This window comes from Streptomyces sp. NBC_01190 (assembly GCF_045039895.1).
GTDB lineage: Bacteria > Actinomycetota > Actinomycetes > Streptomycetales > Streptomycetaceae > Actinacidiphila.
The window spans coordinates 5,801,589-5,820,728 of the sequence record NZ_CP108580.1 but is presented as its reverse complement, the minus strand read 5'-3'; the positions used below and the strand labels follow the sequence as shown (position 1 = coordinate 5,820,728).

Genomic DNA, 19,140 nt, shown 5'->3' with positions numbered 1-19,140 from the left:
GAATAAGTCCTTACTCTGGGTGGGCTCCGTTCAAAGGGGCCCACCCAGCAGAGGAACACCGTGCGGCGGTAGGCACACCGCGGGATTGGGGGCATCCGGCGGACGAGCGTGCCGGGCATCAACACCGCGGGGGAGCAGCGGCAGGCAGACCATGATGATCCGGCAGCCGAGGACGGTGGAGGTGGCGATGCCGATCGGGGAGCCGGCGCTCACGAGGGCGACGACGAGCGCCGCGTCCACGGAGCCGAGACCGCCCGGGCTCGGTACGCCCGCGGCCGCCGACGAGCCACGCGATGGCGACACGGATCGAGGCCACCGGCATGTCGAGCGCCAGCGCGATCACCGCCAGTTCGGTTGCCTGCAGGGCCGGGTACGCCAGCGTGCCGCCCCACAGGGCGAAGGCCCGTGCCAAGCGGGCGTGCGGCCCCGGAGTTGCAAGGCTCGCCTTCGCTCGAGCGGAGGCGAATCGCCAGCAATTTACCGTCCAAGACGGTAACTCTCGGCGATCTCCAATTTACCGCCGCTGAGAGAATCCGCCCGTTCCCATGTTCCGGGTCCCCCGCCGGGGGCACTCCGGAAAAGCCCGTTGACCTGCGGAAACGCAAGTCTGACGGGCTTTTATTTTTGCCAAGACACACGGCCACCGAGCCGTTGCACTTTTCGCCACGCACCATCGGCCAGGCCGCTGACCAGGCACTTTCAGACGCGAGTGGTTCATCGACCACCCAAGCGAGGGGCACTTTCGGCAGCCTGTGGCGTATTCGTGACGCGGAAGGAAGACCGCCGGGCAGGACAAGCCGGACGCCCAGGACATATACGAGCGAGGCGTGCCGCCGGTAGACCCTGCTGGAGCGCCTTGAAATCCCGGCTCTCTTGCTGCGGAAACGGAGCCTGCATCGTCACGGAGTGCGACGGTGTCAGCCGCGGCGAAGCGTCGCGCTACTCGTATTCGCCCAGAAGTTTGTCGATGCGATCATTTGCGACCGTCTGGCGCCCGTAGAGGCACTTCGCATAGGTGCGCAGCAGCGTCTCGACGGTGTTGCCGGCCCGCTCTGCGACCTCGGTGGGATCCACTCCAGCGTTCAACCACGTCGACAGCGCCGAGTGCCGCAGGTCGTACGCCCGGGCAACAAGAGGCGATTCCACCAGATCCGGCGGGAGCGCCAAGACGCGCGCGTCCCGCAAGGTCGTGCAATAGCCGCTGGAACCCAGCACCCGCCCCCGCTCGGTGAAGAACATTCTTCCGTCGGCCGCCGTACCGAACGTGTCGACGCTCTGCCTCCAGATCGTCACCAATTGTGGCGGCAGTGGCACCACACGAACCGCTCCGCTCCTCCGGCTCTTCAGGCCGCGCTCGTCGTGGTTACGGCCGCTGTCCGTGTACTTCTTACCGGCTTGCGGACGAGTCTCGTGCAGCACGCACCGGCCCCAGCCGTGAGCTGGCAGGACGCAGTCCTGGTACTTCACGGCAACGGCTTCCTCGGGCCGCAGACCGGCGTAGTACATCCCCGCGAAGAACCCCACCAGCCGCCTTCCCCGAGCCCTACCGTACAGCCCTACGTACGACAGGGCGTCCAGCAGAGAGCGTGCCTGGCCCGGATTCACCAGAACTCGCGGATCGACCTCCTCGTCGTCCGCCGGCACCTTGCCCCTGCCGAAAAGTTCATCCGCCCTGGTGGGAGCCGGTGTGCAGGGTACTCAGGGGGTCTGGGGTGCGGGCGCTCGGAAGGGTGCTCTCGCCCAGTTGGTGGCCGCCCGGGATGATGGTCAACCGTGCTGATGCGACTGGCTTATCTGACCGTGGCGAACGCTCTCGCGATGCTGCGTCTGCTGCCGATGAGCGACCGGGACAAGGACGCGGAGATCCTCGCGTTGCGCCATCAGATCACCGTGCTGGAGCGCCATCTCGGACACCGGAGAGCGCGGTTCACCCCAGGTGATCGCGCGTTCCTGGCGGCCCTGCTGCACCGACTGCCGCCCGACGTGCTGCGCAAGATACGGCTGCTGGTGCGGCCGGACACGGTCCTGCGCTGGCACCGCGATCTGGTCGCACGCCGCCACGCGGCTCGTTCCCGGCCCAAGAGCTCGGGAAGGCCGCGGACCATGCGCTCCATCCGCGCCCTGGTCCTTCGGCTTGCGCGGGAGAATCCCAACTGGGGGTATCGCCGAATCCACGGTGAACTGCTCGTTCTCGGGATCAAGGTGGCCGCTTCCACCGTCTGGGAGATCTTGAAGGAGGCCGGGATCGACCCGGCGCCGGAACGGGCTTCCAGTACGTGGGCCGACTTCCTGCACTCCCAGGCCGACGCCCTGCTGGCGTGCGACTTCCTGGAGACGGTCACCTTGTCCGGGGCGCGGCTGCATGTGTTCGCGGTGATCGAGCACGCCAGTCGGCGAATCCGGATTCTCGGGGCCACCGCGCACCCGACCGCGCCCTGGGTGACACAGGCCGCGAGGAACCTCGTCATGGACCTCGAAGACGCCGGCTGCCGGGCCAGGTTCCTGATCCGGGACCGGGACGGGAAGTTCCCCGCCCTGTTCGACGCGGTCCTCGCCGATGCGGGGATCGAAGTAGTGCTCAGCGGCGTACGGATGCCCCGCATGAACTCGATCATGGAGCGGTGGGTGCAGACCTGCCGGCACGAACTTCTAAACCGCACCTTGATCTGGAACGAACGGCACCTGCTGAACGCACTACGGGAATTCGAAGAGCACTACAACGCCCATCGGCCACACCAGGGCATCGCCAACGCCCGCCCGCTGCACCCGCTGCCCGTTCCGGTCACCGATCCGGAGCAAATCGCCTGCCTCGACGTACGACGACGCGAACGACTCGGCGGCATCCTCCACGAATACCATCATGCCGCGTGAACTGCACGGATGAGGTTTTCGGCAGGGGCAGGGCCAGCAGCTCCAGCAGGGCGTGGAAGCCGGCGGCGTCGTCACTGATCCGCATCTTGGCCAGCGGATCGCCGTCCTGGTCGACCAGGGCTATGTCGTGGTGGCTCTCCGCCCAGTCGATACCACAGAAGACTCGCATTGATGTTGTTCTCCTTGCCGTTCCTCGGTGCGTATACGCAGGTCAGCTCCGTGCGGAGCACGCGGCGCTCTAATAGAAGTGCTCTGGGCACGCCATCTCATGAGCCGTTCGTGTCTCCAGCGACCGGCAGGGACCTCGGTCTACTGGAGAGCTCTGGGCTCGCGAAAGTCTGAGAGGTCGGCCCCTGCCGGCGGGCTGAGGACATGAAAGCTGGTGGGGCTGGTGGCGCTGGAGGGGGCCCGTCTCGTCTTGGGGATCACGTCCCGGATGGTCCTTAGGCCTCCGTCCAGCAGCACCGCGGTGAGGGAGCCGGTCTGACCAAGGGATCAAGTCCCGGAAGGGCGGAAGACTTCCATTTCACCAGCCGAAGGGCGCTTGCGTCTGTGTGCTCGCGCCCACCGGTGACCTATTAGATGGTGCTGTCGCTGTCGGCGAAAGGGCTCACGCATGGGGAGATCTCCGCACATCTGGCCGAGGTGTACGGCGCGGAGATCTCCAAGTCCACGATCTCCACGATCACCGACAGCGTGATGGCCGGCATGACCGAATGGCAGAACCGTCCGCTGGACAGCGTCTACCCGGTCGTCTTCATCGACTGCGTGAACGTGAAGGTCAGGGACGGGCACGTCGCCAACCGGCCGGTCTACATGGCGGTGGCAGTCACCTCCGAGGGACACCGGGACATCCTGGGCCTGTGGATCGGCGACGGCGGGGAGGGCGCGAAGTACTGGCTCCAGGCCCTGACCGAGATCAAGAACCGCGGTGCGGCCGATGTCCTGATGCTGGTCTGTGACGGCCTGACCGGTCTCCCGGACGCCGTGAACACGGTCTGGCCTGCGACGATCGTTCAGACTTGCGTCGTTCACCTGCTGCGGAACAGCTTCCGTTACGCGGCCCGGCAGGACTGGGAGAAGATCGCGAAGGCGCTGCGGCCCGTCTACACCGCGCCGACCGAGGACGCCGCGCTGGAGCGGTTCGTGGAGTTCACCGACGCCTGGGGCAGGAAATATCCGGCGATCGTCCGTCTCTGGGAGGCGGCCTGGGCGGAGTTCGTGCCCTTCCTCCAGTTCGACGTGGAGATCCGCAAGATCGTCTGCACCACCAACGCGATCGAGAGCATCAACGCACGGATCCGCAAAGCCGTCCGGGCCCGGGGGCACTTCCCCACTGACCAGGCCGCCCTCAAATGCGTCTACCTGGCCGTCATGAGCCTGGATCCCGCCGGCACCGGACGCAAACGCTGGACCATGCGCTGGAAGGCCGCCCTCCAAGCCTTCGACATCACCTTCGACGGCCGACTCACCGCCGGACGCCGCTGAACAAAACCAACCGAGTTCCACCGTTCGCTACACAGACCCGAACGACAACAGCGACTCAGCCGCCGACCGTCAGCCACGACGGCGGGTGCGCCGGACAGTCACCCGTCACGTGTGTCTCGCGCAGCCCCCACCGGCACCAGCCACGCTGTCCATGCCGTCACGGCCTGAGCCAGCGCCGGGCCCTGGCGTACGGGACGGTGGTCCGGCTCGCCAGGGGTTCGCCGCTCTGCCGACCGGATCTCGATCCGCTGGGCGTGCGCGCCGAGTGGCCGGTGGGCGTCGCCAGCGGGGCGGCAGACAGGAGCGGGCGGCGGTCACCGGCCGCCGGCGCCGCGGCGGCCCGCGTCAGCGGGGCGCCCTTGATCAAGTAAAGAAACTCTGAACAGCTCGACACTCAAGCGCCCCGTGCGCTGCCGTTGTGCTCGGCAGGCTTCAGAGTGGACGCTTACCTTCGGCCACCCGGTCGCGCAGGCGTTGGGCCTTGGCGGCGTTCTCCTCGGGCGTGACCACAATCGTCTACGCCCACGTCCGACTCCGCCTCCAACGAGACGCCATCGACCTCCTGGGCAACGCCCTCCGCAACCCGACCCAGCCCCCACCCGACCCGACGACGGCGACGAACCGCTCCCTTGTGCGGCACCCGTCCACGGACGTTGCCGTCAACTACTGCCGTCAGAGACCCAGACGCCCCACCGGACATGCATCCGGTGGGGCGTCTTTCATACTTCGGGAATGGTCCAGAATTCCGAGCCTCGGGGTGGCGCCGATTTCACGCTCCACGATGACCGATCCGCTCCTGGATTCCAATTAGGAACGTCGCCATCATAGTAAATAAAGAGCGACCAATAATAACTATCCTCATGGAGGATAATGTCGCTTCGTTCCAGAAACTCCTGACCTTCCCACTGCGCATTGATACGTGCGACCGCCTCGGCTTTACTGATGCCGAACATGGCCGTCATCTCGTCCACGGTATCCCGAAGGAGTTCGACTACTTCGGTGGATATCTGGGCAATGAACTCGGTCATATCAATTCACCTCACTGCAATCCCGCATCGAGCATGGGGCCGGTGTCACCAAAGAAAACTACCTGGTTTCCACCCCACGTAGGCCTACCCCCACGCGCGAACTTGGCTCGAGAACTCATCAGCATCAACCCCTCAGCCATGTCGTACGGCTGATCCAGCCCGCCGCCAGCATAATATCTCACAAAGTCTGCGAGGTCGCCGCTTGGACCTTCAAAGGCAACCGAGTTCAAAGCATCCAGCCGAGATTGTGGAATTTGAAAATGAAGAACTTCAGCATTCTTTCCATACTTGGCTGCCCAATTCGCGGCCTGAACGGGGTCACGGGATGAGGTCCGGTGCTGGAGGGGCTGTGCGGTCCTGCTTCGTCAGTGACCACGATTTTCGTCGTGTTATCCCGGTGATCTCACGCTCGCGCATGATCCGCGCGACGCGTTTGCGGTTCACGACGCGCCCAAGACTGCGTAGCTTCTCGGTGGTCCGCCGGGCACCGTAGGCACCCCGCGAATCAGTGTGGATCTCCCGGATGCGGCGGACCAGATCCTCTTCCTCGTCGGCCTTCTCCTGCCGCGCCTCCTTGTTCTGGTGCCATGTGTAGTAGCCGGAGCGGTCCCAGCAGGCCGGGCACGCGCGACTGGATGGGCTCGGTGTCCGTGTTCCGGCGATCCGTCTCCTCGACCGCGACGGCGCTTACTGCCGTGCGGACCTTGCGATCGTCGAGGACCTTCCGGGGGAGAGCCTTGAGGAGTTGCTCGCGCGTGACCCGGGCGCGACGTCGTTCGCCGTGCTTGCCCCGCCCGCTCCGATCGATGCTCGGATGCCCATGCGCCATGCCTGGTAGGGAGTCGAAAACCGGGTGCCCGGGCTGTCCGCAGGGACCTGCGCAGTCGACGTAGACATGATCAACACCTACGATCACCCCGACGTGAAATCTCTCCCGGAGTCCGTCCACAAGTTCCTGCCGCGGTGAGCACCGCCATCGAATCGGCCCGCGCCGCGAACGCCGACGTCATCGACGCCGGCGCTCCAGCGCCCGAAGAATACAGTTGCGCCACTCCGGATCGCTCCCAACGGGTCTCATTGCGGATGGGTGCCAGTAGGGGTTGACGTACGGCACGAGGACGTCGAAGAAGAGTTGCGCTCCGGGATTTACACTGCACCGGGCGAGGAAAAGGACTTCGGGACTCGCCGGGTGAATTCCCGGGAGAGCGCGACATCCTTCGTCTCCGTTCGTCCAGTGCCTGCGCAATCCGCCGAGGGGTAGGGCGGGTTCGGAATCGGCCTCATGTGACATATTCTGGCAAAGACAGGTAATAGAGGCGGCCCGGCGGGGAATTCGGATCTCGCCTGCGCCGATAGGGAGCTTCACCAGGGGGATCTGGCTCGAAGGAAAAGGTTCCCGGCTGCGGCCCGCGGCTCGGTTCCGCGCTAACAGCCGATCCCCGCGACACCGTTGCCAGACGGATCACCGGACCCGCGACAACTCAGGCGTCTCCCTATTCCCATGATAGAACTGGCGCAACACGCGGCAGAAGGGCACCTTCCGTGCCATGCAGAACCCGTCATTCCGGCCCCGTTGACATGCCCGGAGCAGCGCTACACACTGATGCGGCATGAGCTGGAATGAATGCACGGAGAATTGCTCTTCAGATCAGCGGTTAACATGACAGGATCGGGGGAAAGGCCCGGTCTCGAGTCCATACTCGAATCCCTCAATCACGAAGACACCCGTAGGGTGGCCGTGTTCGGCCCCGCGGGAGCGGGCAAGAGTTGGCTCGTGTGGGCCGCCGCCCGCGCTTCCGACCGCCTAGCGGTGGTCGTGAACTGCGCCCGTACCCCCGACCCCGCGGCCGCGTTACAGCGGCTGGGCCCGGCGGCCGGAGACGTCCTGCTCGTCCTGGACGATCTGGAGCACCTCGACCGGAAGCGGCGCCGCTGGCTCTGGCGGGCCGTCGAGGATGTCGGTGCCGCCTTCCCGGCTGTGAAGCTGCTGGCGACCGACTCCCGGGCCGACCGGTTGCCGTGGGCCGTGTCGGTGCCCGTCGGCCGGCTGGCGGTGCCGGTCGACCACACGGTCACCGGCCTGGAAGAGCTCGCTCGGACCCCCTCAGTCAGCGCGTTCACCGCCGCGATGCGGCAGTCGCGGCCCGAGTTCGCACTCGACGCGCACAACCGCGCGGATGTCGCCGACATCTGCGCCGCCGTCCACGGGGTGCCGGGCCACCTCGCGCTCGCCGCCCGCCTGGCCGATACGGAGGGCCTGGACGTGATCGCGCGGACCCTGGCCCGCGGGGGCTGGGACGACGGCCTCGCCGACCAGGTGACCAGGCACGCGGAGAGATCCGGCCGCCCCGGGATCGACAGGCGTGGGCGCGTCGTCATGACCGCCGCCTCCCTGTGCCCCGACGGGTTCGGCGCCGACGCGATGCGCCACATCACCGGCCTGTCCGACGCGGAGGACATCCTCGAACGCCTCGCGGGGGACGGCCTGTTGGAAGTCCTGGAGGCGGGCTCGGGAACCACGGCCTCGGCCGCGGCCCGCCGCTACCACCTCCCGCTCCCCGCGCTCGCGGCCGTGCGTCCTGATGCCGCCGACGGACGGGCGCTGGGCGGCGCCCACAGCGAGTACTACCTGCGGCTGGCGGAGGTGCAAGCCGCCGAGGTGTGGACGCCGCAGCAATCCGGCGCCCTGCTCAGCCTGCGGCAGGAGCGGCGTAACATCTCGGCGGCGCTGCGCTGGGCGGTCGAGAACGGCCGGGAGGGCCGCGCGGTCGCGCTGGTCGCCTCGCTCGCGCCCTACTGGCGGTGGCTGGCCGAACTGCCCACCCTGCGCTTCTGGGTACTGGAGCTGATCGGCCGCCAGTCGTCGCTGTCGGCCGGCGACGCGCACCGGCTTAACGTGCTCGCCGCCGAGGTGTTCGCCCGGTTGGGCGAGCACGAGGCGGCACTCGACGCGATCGAGGTGGCCGCCGGGGTGGCGACGGCGACGCGGGTCGGCGAGGCCGCGGTCGCGGACCGGATGTTCGCCACCGGGCTCGCGCTGCACGCGACCGTCAGAACCCGTGCCGCCGAGCAACTGCGGCGCGCGGCCGAGCGCTACCGGGCGATCGGGGACGAGGCGGGCGCGGTCGCCGTCGAATTCGACCTGTGCGCAGTGGAGTTCCTGCTGGGCCGCCGGCGGGAGGCCGACCGGACGGCCCGCGCCGCGCTGTCGAGCGCGACCCGCCGCGGCGACGAACTCACCTGTGGGGCCCTGCTGTTGCGGCTCGGCGCCTTCGCGGCGGCAGGCGAGGACCCGCGGCCGTTGTCGGCGTCCTCGACTTCGTCGTCTCCCTCAGCGGCACCGCCCTCGGCATCCGCCGCCCCCTCGGTGTCCTCGGCGTCCGCCGCTTACGTCGAGCGCGCGATGGCCAAGCTGCGCGGTCTGGGCGCCGCGGCGGCGGTCGGCGTGCTGGCCTGCCAGGTCGACACCTACCTCGAGCCGAGCGTCGTACGCCGCGCCACCGATCTCGCCCGGGTGCTCGGCTCGTTCTCCGCGCACCACCGGGCGGACTTCGGCGACACGTCCCCCGACTTCGTGGTCGGCCATCGGGAGCGGCGGCTGGCGGACCAGCTCGGCCAACGCGCGCTCGCCGAGGCCGCCGCGAACGGCGCCCGCATTCCGCTGCCCGAGCTTTTCGCCGAGATCGCCATGCACACGCTCGGAGCGGACACGGCCGAGCACGCGGCGTCGCCCCGACCGACCCCGCTCACTCGCCGGGAGACCGACGTGGCCGTACTCGTCGGCGAGGGCCTGACCAACCGGGAGGTGGCCCGTCGGCTGGCGATCTCCGAGTGGACCGTCGTCAATCACATGCGGCACATCATGCGCAAGCTCGACTGCACCTCGCGGGTGCAGATCGCCCGGTGGGTGAGCGCCACCCTCTGACCGGCGCTGACCGGCGCTCACCGGCCCGCGGTCACGCTCACGTCGGCGCGGTCGGCCGGCCCAGCACCGCCGTCCACCCCGGCGGCGTCGTGCCCCCCGGCGGCGCCGCCGTACTGCCCGCGCACCAGCGCCCGGTAACCTGTGCAGCGCTCCACGAGCTCCGCGTGCGTGCCCGTGTCCACCGCGACACCACCGTCGAGGAAGACGATCCGCCCGGCGTCGCGGATCGTCGAGAGCCGGTGCGCGACCACGACCACGGCCCGCTCGCGCGCTGCCTCTTCGATGATCGCCAACAGCAACTCCTCGTTGGGGCCGTCGAGTTGGGAGCTGGGCTCGTCCAGCATCAGCACATCGGTGTCGGCCAGCAACGCCCTCACGAGTGCGAGGCGTTGCCGCTGGCCGCCGGACAGTTCGTGCGCGCCGCCCAGGCGGGTGTCGAGCCCGTGCGGCATCTCCTCGACCATCTCGGCCAGGCCGACGCGGCGCAGGGCGTCGAGGATCGCGGCGTCCTTCGGCGCCGTTCGGCAGCCGAGCGTGGCATTCTCCCGGACGGTCCCGTCCACCAGGGCGGAGGACTGGTCCAGGTAGGCGATACGGCCGCGCAGCGCGGCCAGCGGCCACTTCGTCACGTCGACGCCGTGCAGCGCGACGCTGCCGGAGCGGGCGTCGAGGAACCGCTCGACGAGGCTGAGCACCGTGGTCTTGCCGACGCCCGAGACGCCGACCAGCGCGGTGACACCGCGCGTCGGCACGGTCAGGTCCAGGCCGCGCAGGACGTCCGCGGCGCCCGGATAGCCGGCGGTCACGGAGCTGAACCGGAGCGCGGGCGCGTCCGGCACCGGTTCGGGTTCGACGGCGGGGCCGGTCGCCTCGGTCCGCAGCCGGAGCACGGCCAGCACCCGGCCGACGGATGCGAGTCCCTGCTGGACGCGTGCGAAGCCGGTGGCGACCGTCATCAGCGGGTTGACCATCTGGAAGAGGTACATCAGGAACGCCACGTAGTGGGCGGGGGTGAGATGCCCGGAGGCGACCCGGGCGCCGCCGACCGCGAGCACCCCGATGATCGCGATCTGCTGCCCCATGCCGGCCAGCGGGGTGATGAACGCCTGCGAGCGGTCGGACGCCACGGAGTTGTGCGCTACCCGGTCGACCTGCTCCAGGATCGGCCCGCTGACCCGCTCCTCGGCGCGGTACGCCTTGATGGTCGGCAGCGCGGTCAGCGCGGACGACAAGCGCTCGGCGAGCACGCCGAGGGCCTCCTGCCTGGCCTGACCGCTGCGGCGCATCCCGCGCAGGAAGGCCCTGACCGCCAGTCCCGCCATCGCGAAGGTGCCGATCACGATGAGTAGCAGGACCCAGTCGAGGCAGCCCATCAGGATCAGCGACGCCACTACCATCACCGCGGAGACCGGCATCGCGGTGACCGTCACGTCGCTGACCGAGCGCAGATACGCCACGTCTGAGGTGGTCCTGGTGACGAGGTCGCCGACGCCGCGCTTGCGTACCTCGCCCGGGCGCATCGCGAGCAGACGCCGGATCATCCGCGACCTGATCCCTGCGACGCCGTACTCCCCGACCCGGCCGAGAAGGAACGACGACCAGCCGGAGGCGACGGCGCCGGCCAGCACCAGCCCCGCGAGCTGCAGCCCCTTCCACACCGGGGTCCGCCCCTGCGCGACCCCCTCGACCATCCCGCTCACGACGAGCGGCACCAGGAGCGACAGCGCCGCCGATCCCAGTGCGAGCGCGAGGGCCAGCGCCACCACGCCGGGACTGCGGCGCAGGATGCCCCGCAGCAGTTCGCCCGGCGTGCCCTGGCCGGCATCCGTGGCGCCGTCCGTGGCGCCGCCCCGGCTCCCCTTCTTCACCGCGAGCACCGTGACCACCCCTCAATCCAGCTCGGCGGCAAGCGCGTGCAGGTCGTCCAGGAGCGCCGCGTCGCCGTGCAGGTTGACCACCCCCGTGACGTTGAGGACCACTTCGTCGACACCGACCTCGTGGTAGCGGCGGATCTCCCTGGCCAGGTCGCCCGGCTTGCCGTAGATGAAGACCCCCTCGTCGACCAGCTCGCGTGCGCCCGCGATGGGGTCGGAGCGGTCCACGTCGAGCCCGGCACGGCGCAGCATGTCGGTGTAGTGCACCTTGCGCATGTGGTTCATGACCGTGTTCTGCGCCAGCAGCATCGGGTTGCGGCCCGGCCCGGCGAACGCGGCCGGCACCATCGCCACCAGCCGTGGCGGCCGCGGTCTGCCTGCCTGCTCCGCGCCGGCCGCGAGCGCGGGGACGACGGTGTCGCGCAGGTAGTGCGGGGGCGTCAGCCAGGTCATGGCGACCTCGGCGGCGCGCCCCGCGGCCCGGGCCATCACGGGCCGCAGCACGCCCGCGCCGACCTCCACCGGCGCGTGCTCCATCTCCGGTAGTACGTAGTCGATGTCGTACAGCGCGCCCTTGTGCCGTACCCGGCCGCCACGCAGCAGGGCCCGCACCGCCGTCACGTACTCCTCGACCGCCGCTGCCGGCTTGGCGTAGGGCGCGCCGGTCAGGCCGGTGACGAACGCCGGGTCGGCCGCGCCGTACCCGACCGACACCGGCCGCTCCATCAGAGCGGCCAGCGAACGGGCCTGGAGCGCCGCGTCGTACGGATTGCGCAGCGCCGTCAGCGCCACCGAGATGCCCACCGGGATCTGGCAGCCCGCGCCGGCGAGGTAGGCGAGCGCCGGATGGCTCTCGATGCGCACGGACTGCCCCACCCACAGGGCGCGGAACGGCGAGTCACGCACCAGCCGGCCGTAGGGCAGGATCGCCCGCGGGTCGGTGGGCTGCTGCGGGAACAGGAAAGAGACGCGTCCGTCGGTCATGATGCACTCCTCACGCGGGGACGGCGGCGAGGCCGGCCGGGTCGTGCGCGGCAGGGGCGCCCGGGTCGGGGAACGCGGACGAGTCGAGGTTCCGCGCCGGGTCCTCGGGGTCGACACCCGCCGCAGTCAGCTCCTCGGCGACCGCGGAGTGCAGCGGGACGCCGTCGCTCATGTGCCGGAAGATGCCGCGGGTGACCGCCATCGCCCGGTGCTGGCCGAAGCTCACCCGCCGCCAGCCCGGCCGCTCGTCCGCGGGTTCCCACGCCATGGCCAGGCCCGGCCGGACGGCACGCGCCAACACCGGGGTGGCCGCGCCGAGGCCGGGCAGGCCCTCCACCGCGCGCACGAGGTCCGGCACGTGGGGCCGCGACTCCTCCGGCAGGTAGAGCACGACCGCGTCGCGGCGCGGATAGCTCGTCCGCCGGCTGAGCACCTTCGCGCGGTAGCGCGCGCCGTGGCCCTCCAGCACCTCAAGGAGCGCCCGCCACACGGCCGGTGCGTGCTCCGACGTCGACAGGTGGACGTACATCCGCAGCACCTCCTTGCCGCGGTTGCCGCCCGCCGAGCCGCCGGCGAAGAGGAAGCCGGGCGAGAGCATGGGGCGTACGGCGGGCAGGTTCAGGACGAGCGCGTCGCCGGGCGTGCTTCCGGCGACCATGCCGGCCGGCACCCGCACGCGCACCCGGTTCACCTCGACGACGGCCTGCCCGGAGACGGCGTCGTCCGGCAGGGCGCGGAGCGTGGCCGGGGTGGCGGCGGCGCTGTGCGGCGTGGCGGCGGCGAGTTCGCGTTCGAACGCCGTGTCCCGGTGATGCGCGGGCGCCGCCTCGCGGCCTGCGGTGCCCGCGTGCCAGTGCTCGTACAGCGCGGTGGTGAGCTGCGCGCGGAAGGCGATCGGGTCGGGCGCCTCGACCCGCTGTCCGCCGACCTCGACCCGGTACTCCTCGGCGTCGATCCTCAGTTCGGCGAGGTGCGCCGCCAGCGCGCCGTGGAGCGCCGCCTCGCCGGTCTGCGCCCCGCCGGTCTCCACGATGCTCACGCGTCCTCCAGTCCGATGGTCTCGACGAACTCCGGCCCGCCGATCAGCGCGTTCCTGCCGATGCCCGCGATGCCTCGCTCCAGCGCGCCCAGATGCGTGGCGTACCTGGCACGGGCGAGCATCCGGTCGAAGAGGTGCCAGCCCGCGTAGGCGGCCGCGCGGGCGGCCAGCCCGTCGTCCGGCGGATACTCCTGCCGGTAGCCGGACCAGAAAGCCATGACCAGCGGGCGGACCACCTCCAGTTCGCGCGCGCCGCGGCGTACCAGCGCCGCGTGGGCGTCGGCCGAGGCGCCGTCCTGCTCGCCGGCGTCGGCGAACATCGCGGACGCGGCGCGGTGCAGCCACTCGCCGACGAACGACCCCACGTCCACCGCCGGGTCGGCCGGACCGTACTCCTCCCAGTCGATGAGGTGGATCCGGTCGCCCGCCAGCAGGATTTGGTCCAGCCGCAGGTCGCGGTGGCTGGGGACCTGGGGTGCGGCCTGGGACTGGCGGGCCAGCGCGGCCAGCGCCCGGTTGAGCTGCTTGTCGTGCTGCAGCAGGGCCCACGCGTCGAGTTCCGCGCCGCTGCACTGCGCGTACTGCTCCAGGGTGAGTGCGGCGAGCCGGTTCGCCAGCCGGGGCGACGGCGGCTCGGCGGCGGGCGGTGCCGCCGGCGCCATCGAGTGCAGTTCGCCGACCGCGCGGCCGATCCGGCGGGCCAGTCCGACGTCGAGGTCGTCGGCCAGCTCACCGGCCGACACCGAGTCGGGCACCTGCTCGAAGACGAGCACCCGGGCGTCGGTGTCGGAGCCGAGTAAATCGGCGGCGTGCCAGTGCCGTGGGGGTGCGGCGCCGACCAGCGCGGCGAAGGCGACGGCGCGGGCGAGCCGTACCGATGTCTCCTGTGCGGGCCCGGTCAGCCGCTTGACGAACACGCTTCGCCCGCCGGACACCGTCAGCCCCCAGTTGTCGTTCCGGCCGACGTAGCCCACGACCTGCGCGGTGGGGGCCGGCTCGAACGAGAGTCTGGTGAGCGCCTGGACGACCTCCGGGGCGGTCTCCAGCGGGACCGCCACAACCGCACGGGCGGATTCGCGGGACTGTTCAACCACTTCAACCACTGCCGTCATGCCACCGGACGCTACGGGCGGCCGGTCCAGCGGTGACAGCCGCAGGAAGCTGCTCTGCCGAGACGCCGAACGCCGCAGAGTCCTGCTGTTCATGGCAGATCCCTGTCAGGTGCCGCCTTCGCACCCGCCGTTAGCTGTCATGGCGGGGAGGCGCCCCGGCGGGGTCTGATCGACGCGGGGCCGGGGCGGTCCCGGCTCGACGGCGCGCGCCGGCACCTCAACGCAACGAAGGAGAAATATGGCCGCGGATCTCATGGCCGGGTACGTCGCGTACACCAACGCACCCGACATCCTCGCCGAAGCCCAGAGCGGCTCCGCCGAGTCGCAGGAGAAGTCCATCAGCATCACCGTCTCGGTGACCGTGAGCCTGACGGCCACGGCCTGACAGGGAGGGACACATGGCTGCGGATCTCATGGCCGGGTACGTCGCGTACACCAACGCACCCGACATCCTCGCCGAAGCCCAGAGCGGCTCCGCCGAGTCGCAGGAGAAGTCCATCAGCGTGACCGTCTCGGTGACCTATAGCTGGACGGCCACCTACTGAGGAGACCTCGCCACGTGGTGAGGCCATCACTCGGTGCCCCGGCTCGTCCGCGAGCCGGGGCACCATCCACCGCCACAGACCACCGAGACTCCGGAGGGGAACAGTGACTGAGACCGATGGTGCCGCACCGGACGTGTGCTTCGTGTCGATGCCGTACGTGGAGATACAGCGGCCTTCCCTGGCGCTGAGCCTGTTGCAGGGCATCCTCGAACGCGACGGCATCAGTTCACGGGTGGTGCACGCGAGCATGTGGTTCGTGGAGAAGGTGGGGGCGCGGGCCTATGCGGCCGCGATGACCACGCCTCCGACGTTCCTCGCCGACGAGTGGACGTTCGCCGCCGCGGCGTTCCCCGGGCCGCGTGAACGCGACGAGGAGTACCTGCGCCTGCTCGCCGACGGGCTGCGGGATCCCTTCGTCGGTGCCGTCGACCCGGACCGGCGCATCGCGATGTTCCGCGAACTGCGCGAGGCCGCCACGGAGTTCGTCGACGAGGCCGCCCGCCGGGTGCTGGCTCTCGGCGCGCGGGTGGTCGGCTGCACCTCCACGTTCGAACAGCACACCGCCTCCCTCGCGTTGCTGCGGCGCATCCGCGAACTCGACCCCGACGTCGTCACGATGATGGGTGGCGCCAACTGCGAGACGGTGATGGGCGAGACCACCCACCGCTGCTTCCCCTGGGTCGACTACGTCGTCTCCGGCGAGGCCGACGGGGTCATCTCCGGTCTGTGCCGCCGCATCCTCGACCAGGGCCGCGACATCCCGCTCGACGAGCTGCCGCCGGGCGTGATCGGTCCCCGGCACCGCAACGTGCTCCCGCTGGCCGGCGGCAAGCCGACCCCGCGGGCGCTGTTCGGCGACCTCGACAGCCTGCCGACGCCCCGGTTCGACGACTACTTCGAAACGCTCGACAAGTCGCCGCTCAAGACCAGGATCGTGCCTTCCATCCCGCTGGAGACCTCACGCGGCTGCTGGTGGGGCGACAAGCACCAGTGCACCTTCTGCGGCCTGAACGGGAGCAGCCTGGCATACCGGTCGAAGTCCGCCGACCGGGTGCTGGAGGAGATCGAGGCGCACCGCGACCGGCACGGCATCACCAACTTCGAGGTCGTCGACAACATCCTCGACATGCGGTACTTCAAGACGTTGCTGCCCCGACTGGCCGAGCAGGACGAGTCCTGGCGGTTCTTCTACGAGGTCAAGGCGAACCTCAGCCGCCAGCAACTGGAGCTGATGGCCAAGTCGGGCATCCGTTGGGTGCAGCCGGGCATCGAGAGCCTGCACAGCGAGGTCCTGCGGCTAATGGACAAGGGCGTAGCGGGCTGGCAGAACATCCAACTCCTGCGATGGAGCGCGGAGTTGGGGATACGTCTGTCGTGGTCGGTGCTCTGGGGCTTCCCCGGCGAGAAGGACGACTACTACGACGAGATGGCCGAGTGGATACCGCTCCTGGAGCACCTGCAGGCGCCGTTCGGGCTCAACCCCCTCGCCTACCACCGCTACAGCGTCTACCACGCGCAGGCCAAGCGGCTCGGCCTGATCCTCTTCCCGGTGACCGCGATGTCGTACGTCTACCCGCTGCAGGACAGCGACCTGGACCAGCTCGCGTACTTCTTCAGCGCCGACCCGAGCCGCGACAAGCTGGACCCGTTCGGCCGGAACCCCGACGGCTCGCTGCTGCCGGGCGTACAGGCCAGCCTCGAAGCGATCGAGCACTGGATCGCGGCGTCGCACTCGCGGCGCCCACCGGTGCTGTCGATGACCGACAGCGACGGCGTGCTGGACGTCGTCGACACCCGGGCGTGCGCCACGAAGGCGTTCCGCAGTCTCACCGGGCCTGCCCGTGCCGTGCTGCTGGCCTGCGACGCCTCGCCGCGGCCGGACAAGCTCGGCCAGACCGTCCGACAGGAGGACGGCGTCACCGCCTCGGACGAAGAAGTGGCCGCCATCGTGGACCAGTTCGTCCGCGACCGGCTGATCCTGCCGATCGACGGGCGCCTCGTCGGACTGGCCGTCAGGGGCGTCGGCACCGCGATGCCGGGCACCCGCGAGTTCCCCGGGGGGCAGCTGCGGCTGCCGGAGATCCAGCGGGCGTGAACGCAGCCGCCGGGGCGGGCGAGCCGCCGGACGGTAGGCGGTGACGTGCCCGCCCGAGGTCATACCGGTCTTGACCCGACCTGGCGGTCTGCCGGACGAAGGACCCCACCACCGCTCCGGTGGTGGGGCCCTTCGGCGTTGACCGTTCAGGCGCCGTCCCGGCTTTCACCCCGGCGCCGGATCGCGCGGCGCGCGGTCAGCCGAAGCGGGTGACCGCAGTCCCGGTTTTGCGGAATACCGCACCCCCTCCGCGGAGGACGGGCCTTGACCCAAGGCCGGGTCGTTCCCCGTGATGCTGTCTGGACAACGGTGAATTATGAGCGGTGCGGTCAGATGACGGCAACGGCGGGAGGGTCGAGTAGCGTGCGGTCGCCGTCGAAGCCGTGGTTCAGGGCAGCCGCGACGTCCTCGTGCGGGGTTCCCATCCGGACTGCACTGACCTGGTCCAGAAGCTGGTAGTGCTGGTCGCTGAGTTCGAGGTGGAGAGACGTGAGGTATTCCTCCAGGTGTGCCAGGGAGCGGGGGCCAGCGATCGGGATCAGGGCGGTGCGGGCCAAGGCGGCCCGGCGGCGCAGCCAGGCCAGGGAGACCTGGATCGCGCCGGCGCCGACCTCCTCGGCGATCGCCAGTACGGCGTCGATGACGGCGGTGCGCTGTGCGGTGCTCTCGATTGCGTCGCCGCGAGCAGTCAACCGGCCTTGTTCGCCCTGCCGGTACTTGCCGGTGAGCAGTCCTCCGGCCAGCGGGGAGTAAAGGAACGCGCCCAGGCCGTGGGCCTGCGCCATCGGCAGCAGTTCCCGCTCGGCGGATCGTTCGGCCAGGCTGTATTCGGTCTGGATACCGACCAGCGGGGCCAGATGACGCAGGTCCGCCCGGACCGCGGCGCCGGAGACGCGCCAGGCTGGGAAGTTGGAGAGTCCGCCGTGGAGGATCTTGCCGGAGCGGATGAGGTCGTCGAATCCGGCCAGGATCTCCTCGACGGGGGTGGTTCCGTCGGGGAAGTGCGGCATGAAGACGTCTACGTAGTCGGTGTTCAGGCGGCGCAGACTCGCCTCCAGGGAGCGGATCATGGTCTTGCGGCTGTTTCCGGTCGTGCCGGGGCGGGGCTGGTCCTGGCGTGTCCCGCTGTACTTGGTGATCACCACGAAGTCGTCCCGTTGGCGGCCGAGCAGCTCACCGAGCACGGTTTCGGCCTGTCCGTCCTGGTAGAGGTTGGACGTGTCGAACGTGGTGCCGCCGGCGGTGACGAAGGCCTCGAAGATCTGTCGCGAGCCCTCAGGGCCGGCACTGGCTTCCGAGGTGCCGAAGTTCGCCGTCCCGAGCGCGTACTCCGACACTCGCAGTCCGGTGAGTCGGCCGAACGTCTGGTAGCGCATGGCAGCTCCTGGATGTCGGTGGTGCGGTAGGCTCCCCTACCGTACCAAGTAAAACGAGGGGTCACTCTTTTATGCCCAGGGTCAGCCAAGCGCACCTTGACGCCCGCCGTCAGCAGATCGTGGACGCCGCCCGCGCCCGATTCGCCAGCCACGGCTTCGCCCGCACCTCCATGGCCGACATCGTCACCGAGTCCGGGCTCTCCAACGGGGCCATCTACCGGTACTTCGCCAGCAAGGACGAGATCGTCGTCGCCGTCTGCGAGCAGGGGACCGACGCCCTGCCGGAGGCGCTCACCGCCGAGGCCGTCGAGGGTTTCCTGGAACACGTACGCGCCCTGGCGCGTGACACCGACCATGCTCGACTGGTCGCCCAGATCTACGCCGAAGCCGCAGTTTCGCCGCCACTGGCGGCCGTTGTTCAACAACAGCTCGCCGCCATGCGGGCCGCGGTCGCCGAGTTGGTACCCGACCGCCGACGTCAGCAGGCCGGACAGATCGCCGAAGGGTTCGTCGCCCTCTGCATCAGCTACAACCAGCAACTGGCCATCCGTGGCGACCTGGACCCCGCACCCTTCACCGCAGCACTGATGTCGATCATCCACGGATAGCCAAGGACCCGAATGGACCCAACAGAGACAAGGCAGCCCCCGCCACGATCTGCAAGGGCAGCCCCCGGACCAGGTCAACCGAGACAGCGGCTGGCATTCACGGGCAGGGGACCAGAACATCCGAGATCTTCCACAGGCCCGCGTCTCAGATAATCTGGTCGGCGCAGATCGCCGCCCTGGACTCAGAGGTCACGT

General features: G+C 69.6%; 16 protein-coding genes and 1 pseudogene. 7 read left to right on the top strand and 10 right to left on the bottom strand.

Annotated elements, in window-relative coordinates; genetic code table 11:
- Positions 1-30: 30 nt before the first annotated feature.
- Both OG519_RS24570 and OG519_RS24565 read right to left on the bottom strand, forming a co-directional pair.
- A complete protein-coding gene (locus tag OG519_RS24570; RefSeq protein WP_405587872.1) occupies positions 31-303 on the bottom strand; it encodes a hypothetical protein in 273 nt (90 codons plus the stop codon).
- Between the two features lie 636 nt (positions 304-939).
- Complete coding sequence (locus OG519_RS24565) at positions 940-1,644, bottom strand: hypothetical protein (protein WP_405587869.1); 705 nt, start codon at positions 1,642-1,644, stop codon at positions 940-942.
- A 129-nt stretch (positions 1,645-1,773) separates the two neighbouring features.
- On the opposite strand from OG519_RS24565, the gene OG519_RS24560 reads away from it, so the two are divergent.
- Positions 1,774-2,871 carry an integrase core domain-containing protein gene (locus tag OG519_RS24560; protein WP_405587866.1) on the top strand — a complete coding sequence of 366 codons (1,098 nt, stop codon included), beginning with the start codon at positions 1,774-1,776 and terminating at the stop codon, positions 2,869-2,871.
- Here the strand turns inward: OG519_RS24560 and OG519_RS24555 are convergent.
- The gene (locus OG519_RS24555) at positions 2,783-3,040 is read right to left on the bottom strand and encodes a transposase (RefSeq protein ID WP_405587863.1); all 258 of its coding nucleotides are present in this window, start codon (positions 3,038-3,040) and stop codon (positions 2,783-2,785) included. The genes OG519_RS24560 and OG519_RS24555 overlap by 89 nt on opposite strands.
- Positions 3,041-3,453: 413 nt before the next feature.
- Between OG519_RS24555 and OG519_RS24550 the strand changes: the two are divergent.
- Positions 3,454-4,359 (top strand): annotated as a pseudogene (locus OG519_RS24550) (IS256 family transposase); the annotation flags it as partial.
- Positions 4,360-5,078: 719 nt separating this feature from the next.
- Here OG519_RS24550 and OG519_RS24545 read toward each other — a convergent pair.
- Both OG519_RS24545 and OG519_RS24540 read right to left on the bottom strand, forming a co-directional pair.
- On the bottom strand, positions 5,079-5,387 hold the full coding sequence (locus OG519_RS24545) for a hypothetical protein (RefSeq protein WP_405587861.1): 309 nt from the start codon (positions 5,385-5,387) through the stop codon (positions 5,079-5,081).
- 318 nt (positions 5,388-5,705) lie between these two features.
- Entirely contained in the window at positions 5,706-5,924 is a 219-nt protein-coding gene (locus OG519_RS24540; RefSeq protein WP_405592961.1) for an IS3 family transposase, read from the bottom strand.
- A gap of 1,195 nt (positions 5,925-7,119) precedes the next feature.
- Between OG519_RS24540 and OG519_RS24535 the strand changes: the two genes are divergently transcribed.
- On the top strand, positions 7,120-9,312 hold the full coding sequence (locus tag OG519_RS24535; RefSeq protein ID WP_405587858.1) for a LuxR C-terminal-related transcriptional regulator: 2,193 nt from the start codon (positions 7,120-7,122) through the stop codon (positions 9,310-9,312).
- Positions 9,313-9,329: 17 nt separating this feature from the next.
- On the opposite strand, the gene OG519_RS24530 is transcribed toward OG519_RS24535, so the two are convergent.
- Genes OG519_RS24530 through lxmK form a run of 4 tightly spaced genes read right to left on the bottom strand, consistent with a single transcriptional unit; the run spans position 9,330 to position 14,321 of the window.
- Positions 9,330-11,198, bottom strand: a complete 1,869-nt coding sequence (locus OG519_RS24530; protein WP_405587855.1) for an ABC transporter ATP-binding protein — start codon at positions 11,196-11,198, stop codon at positions 9,330-9,332.
- Between the two features lie 3 nt (positions 11,199-11,201).
- Positions 11,202-12,170, bottom strand: coding sequence for an LLM class flavin-dependent oxidoreductase (locus OG519_RS24525; RefSeq protein WP_405587852.1), 969 nt, complete (start codon positions 12,168-12,170; stop codon positions 11,202-11,204).
- Positions 12,171-12,180: 10 nt separating this feature from the next.
- Entirely contained in the window at positions 12,181-13,209 is a 1,029-nt protein-coding gene (locus OG519_RS24520) for a T3SS effector HopA1 family protein (protein ID WP_405587850.1), read from the bottom strand.
- Positions 13,206-14,321: a class V lanthionine synthetase subunit LxmK gene (gene lxmK / locus OG519_RS24515; protein WP_405587847.1), complete on the bottom strand. Its 1,116-nt coding sequence runs from the start codon at positions 14,319-14,321 to the stop codon at positions 13,206-13,208. The genes OG519_RS24520 and lxmK overlap by 4 nt, the downstream gene beginning before the upstream one ends.
- A gap of 238 nt (positions 14,322-14,559) precedes the next feature.
- Between lxmK and OG519_RS24510 the strand changes: the two genes are divergently transcribed.
- From OG519_RS24510 to OG519_RS24500, 3 genes are all read left to right on the top strand, one after another.
- The gene (locus OG519_RS24510) at positions 14,560-14,706 is read left to right on the top strand and encodes a hypothetical protein (RefSeq protein WP_405587844.1); all 147 of its coding nucleotides are present in this window, start codon (positions 14,560-14,562) and stop codon (positions 14,704-14,706) included.
- A gap of 13 nt (positions 14,707-14,719) precedes the next feature.
- Positions 14,720-14,866 carry a hypothetical protein gene (locus tag OG519_RS24505; RefSeq protein WP_405587841.1) on the top strand — a complete coding sequence of 49 codons (147 nt, stop codon included), beginning with the start codon at positions 14,720-14,722 and terminating at the stop codon, positions 14,864-14,866.
- Between the two features lie 103 nt (positions 14,867-14,969).
- Positions 14,970-16,961, top strand: a complete 1,992-nt coding sequence (locus OG519_RS24500; RefSeq protein ID WP_405587838.1) for a RiPP maturation radical SAM C-methyltransferase — start codon at positions 14,970-14,972, stop codon at positions 16,959-16,961.
- A gap of 329 nt (positions 16,962-17,290) precedes the next feature.
- Here the strand turns inward: OG519_RS24500 and OG519_RS24495 are convergent, their stop codons facing one another.
- A complete protein-coding gene (locus OG519_RS24495) occupies positions 17,291-18,337 on the bottom strand; it encodes an aldo/keto reductase (protein ID WP_405587836.1) in 1,047 nt (348 codons plus the stop codon).
- A 71-nt stretch (positions 18,338-18,408) separates the two neighbouring features.
- Between OG519_RS24495 and OG519_RS24490 the strand changes: the two genes are divergently transcribed.
- Complete coding sequence (locus OG519_RS24490) at positions 18,409-18,945, top strand: TetR/AcrR family transcriptional regulator (RefSeq protein ID WP_405587834.1); 537 nt, start codon at positions 18,409-18,411, stop codon at positions 18,943-18,945.
- The last annotated feature ends 195 nt before the right edge of the window (positions 18,946-19,140 follow it).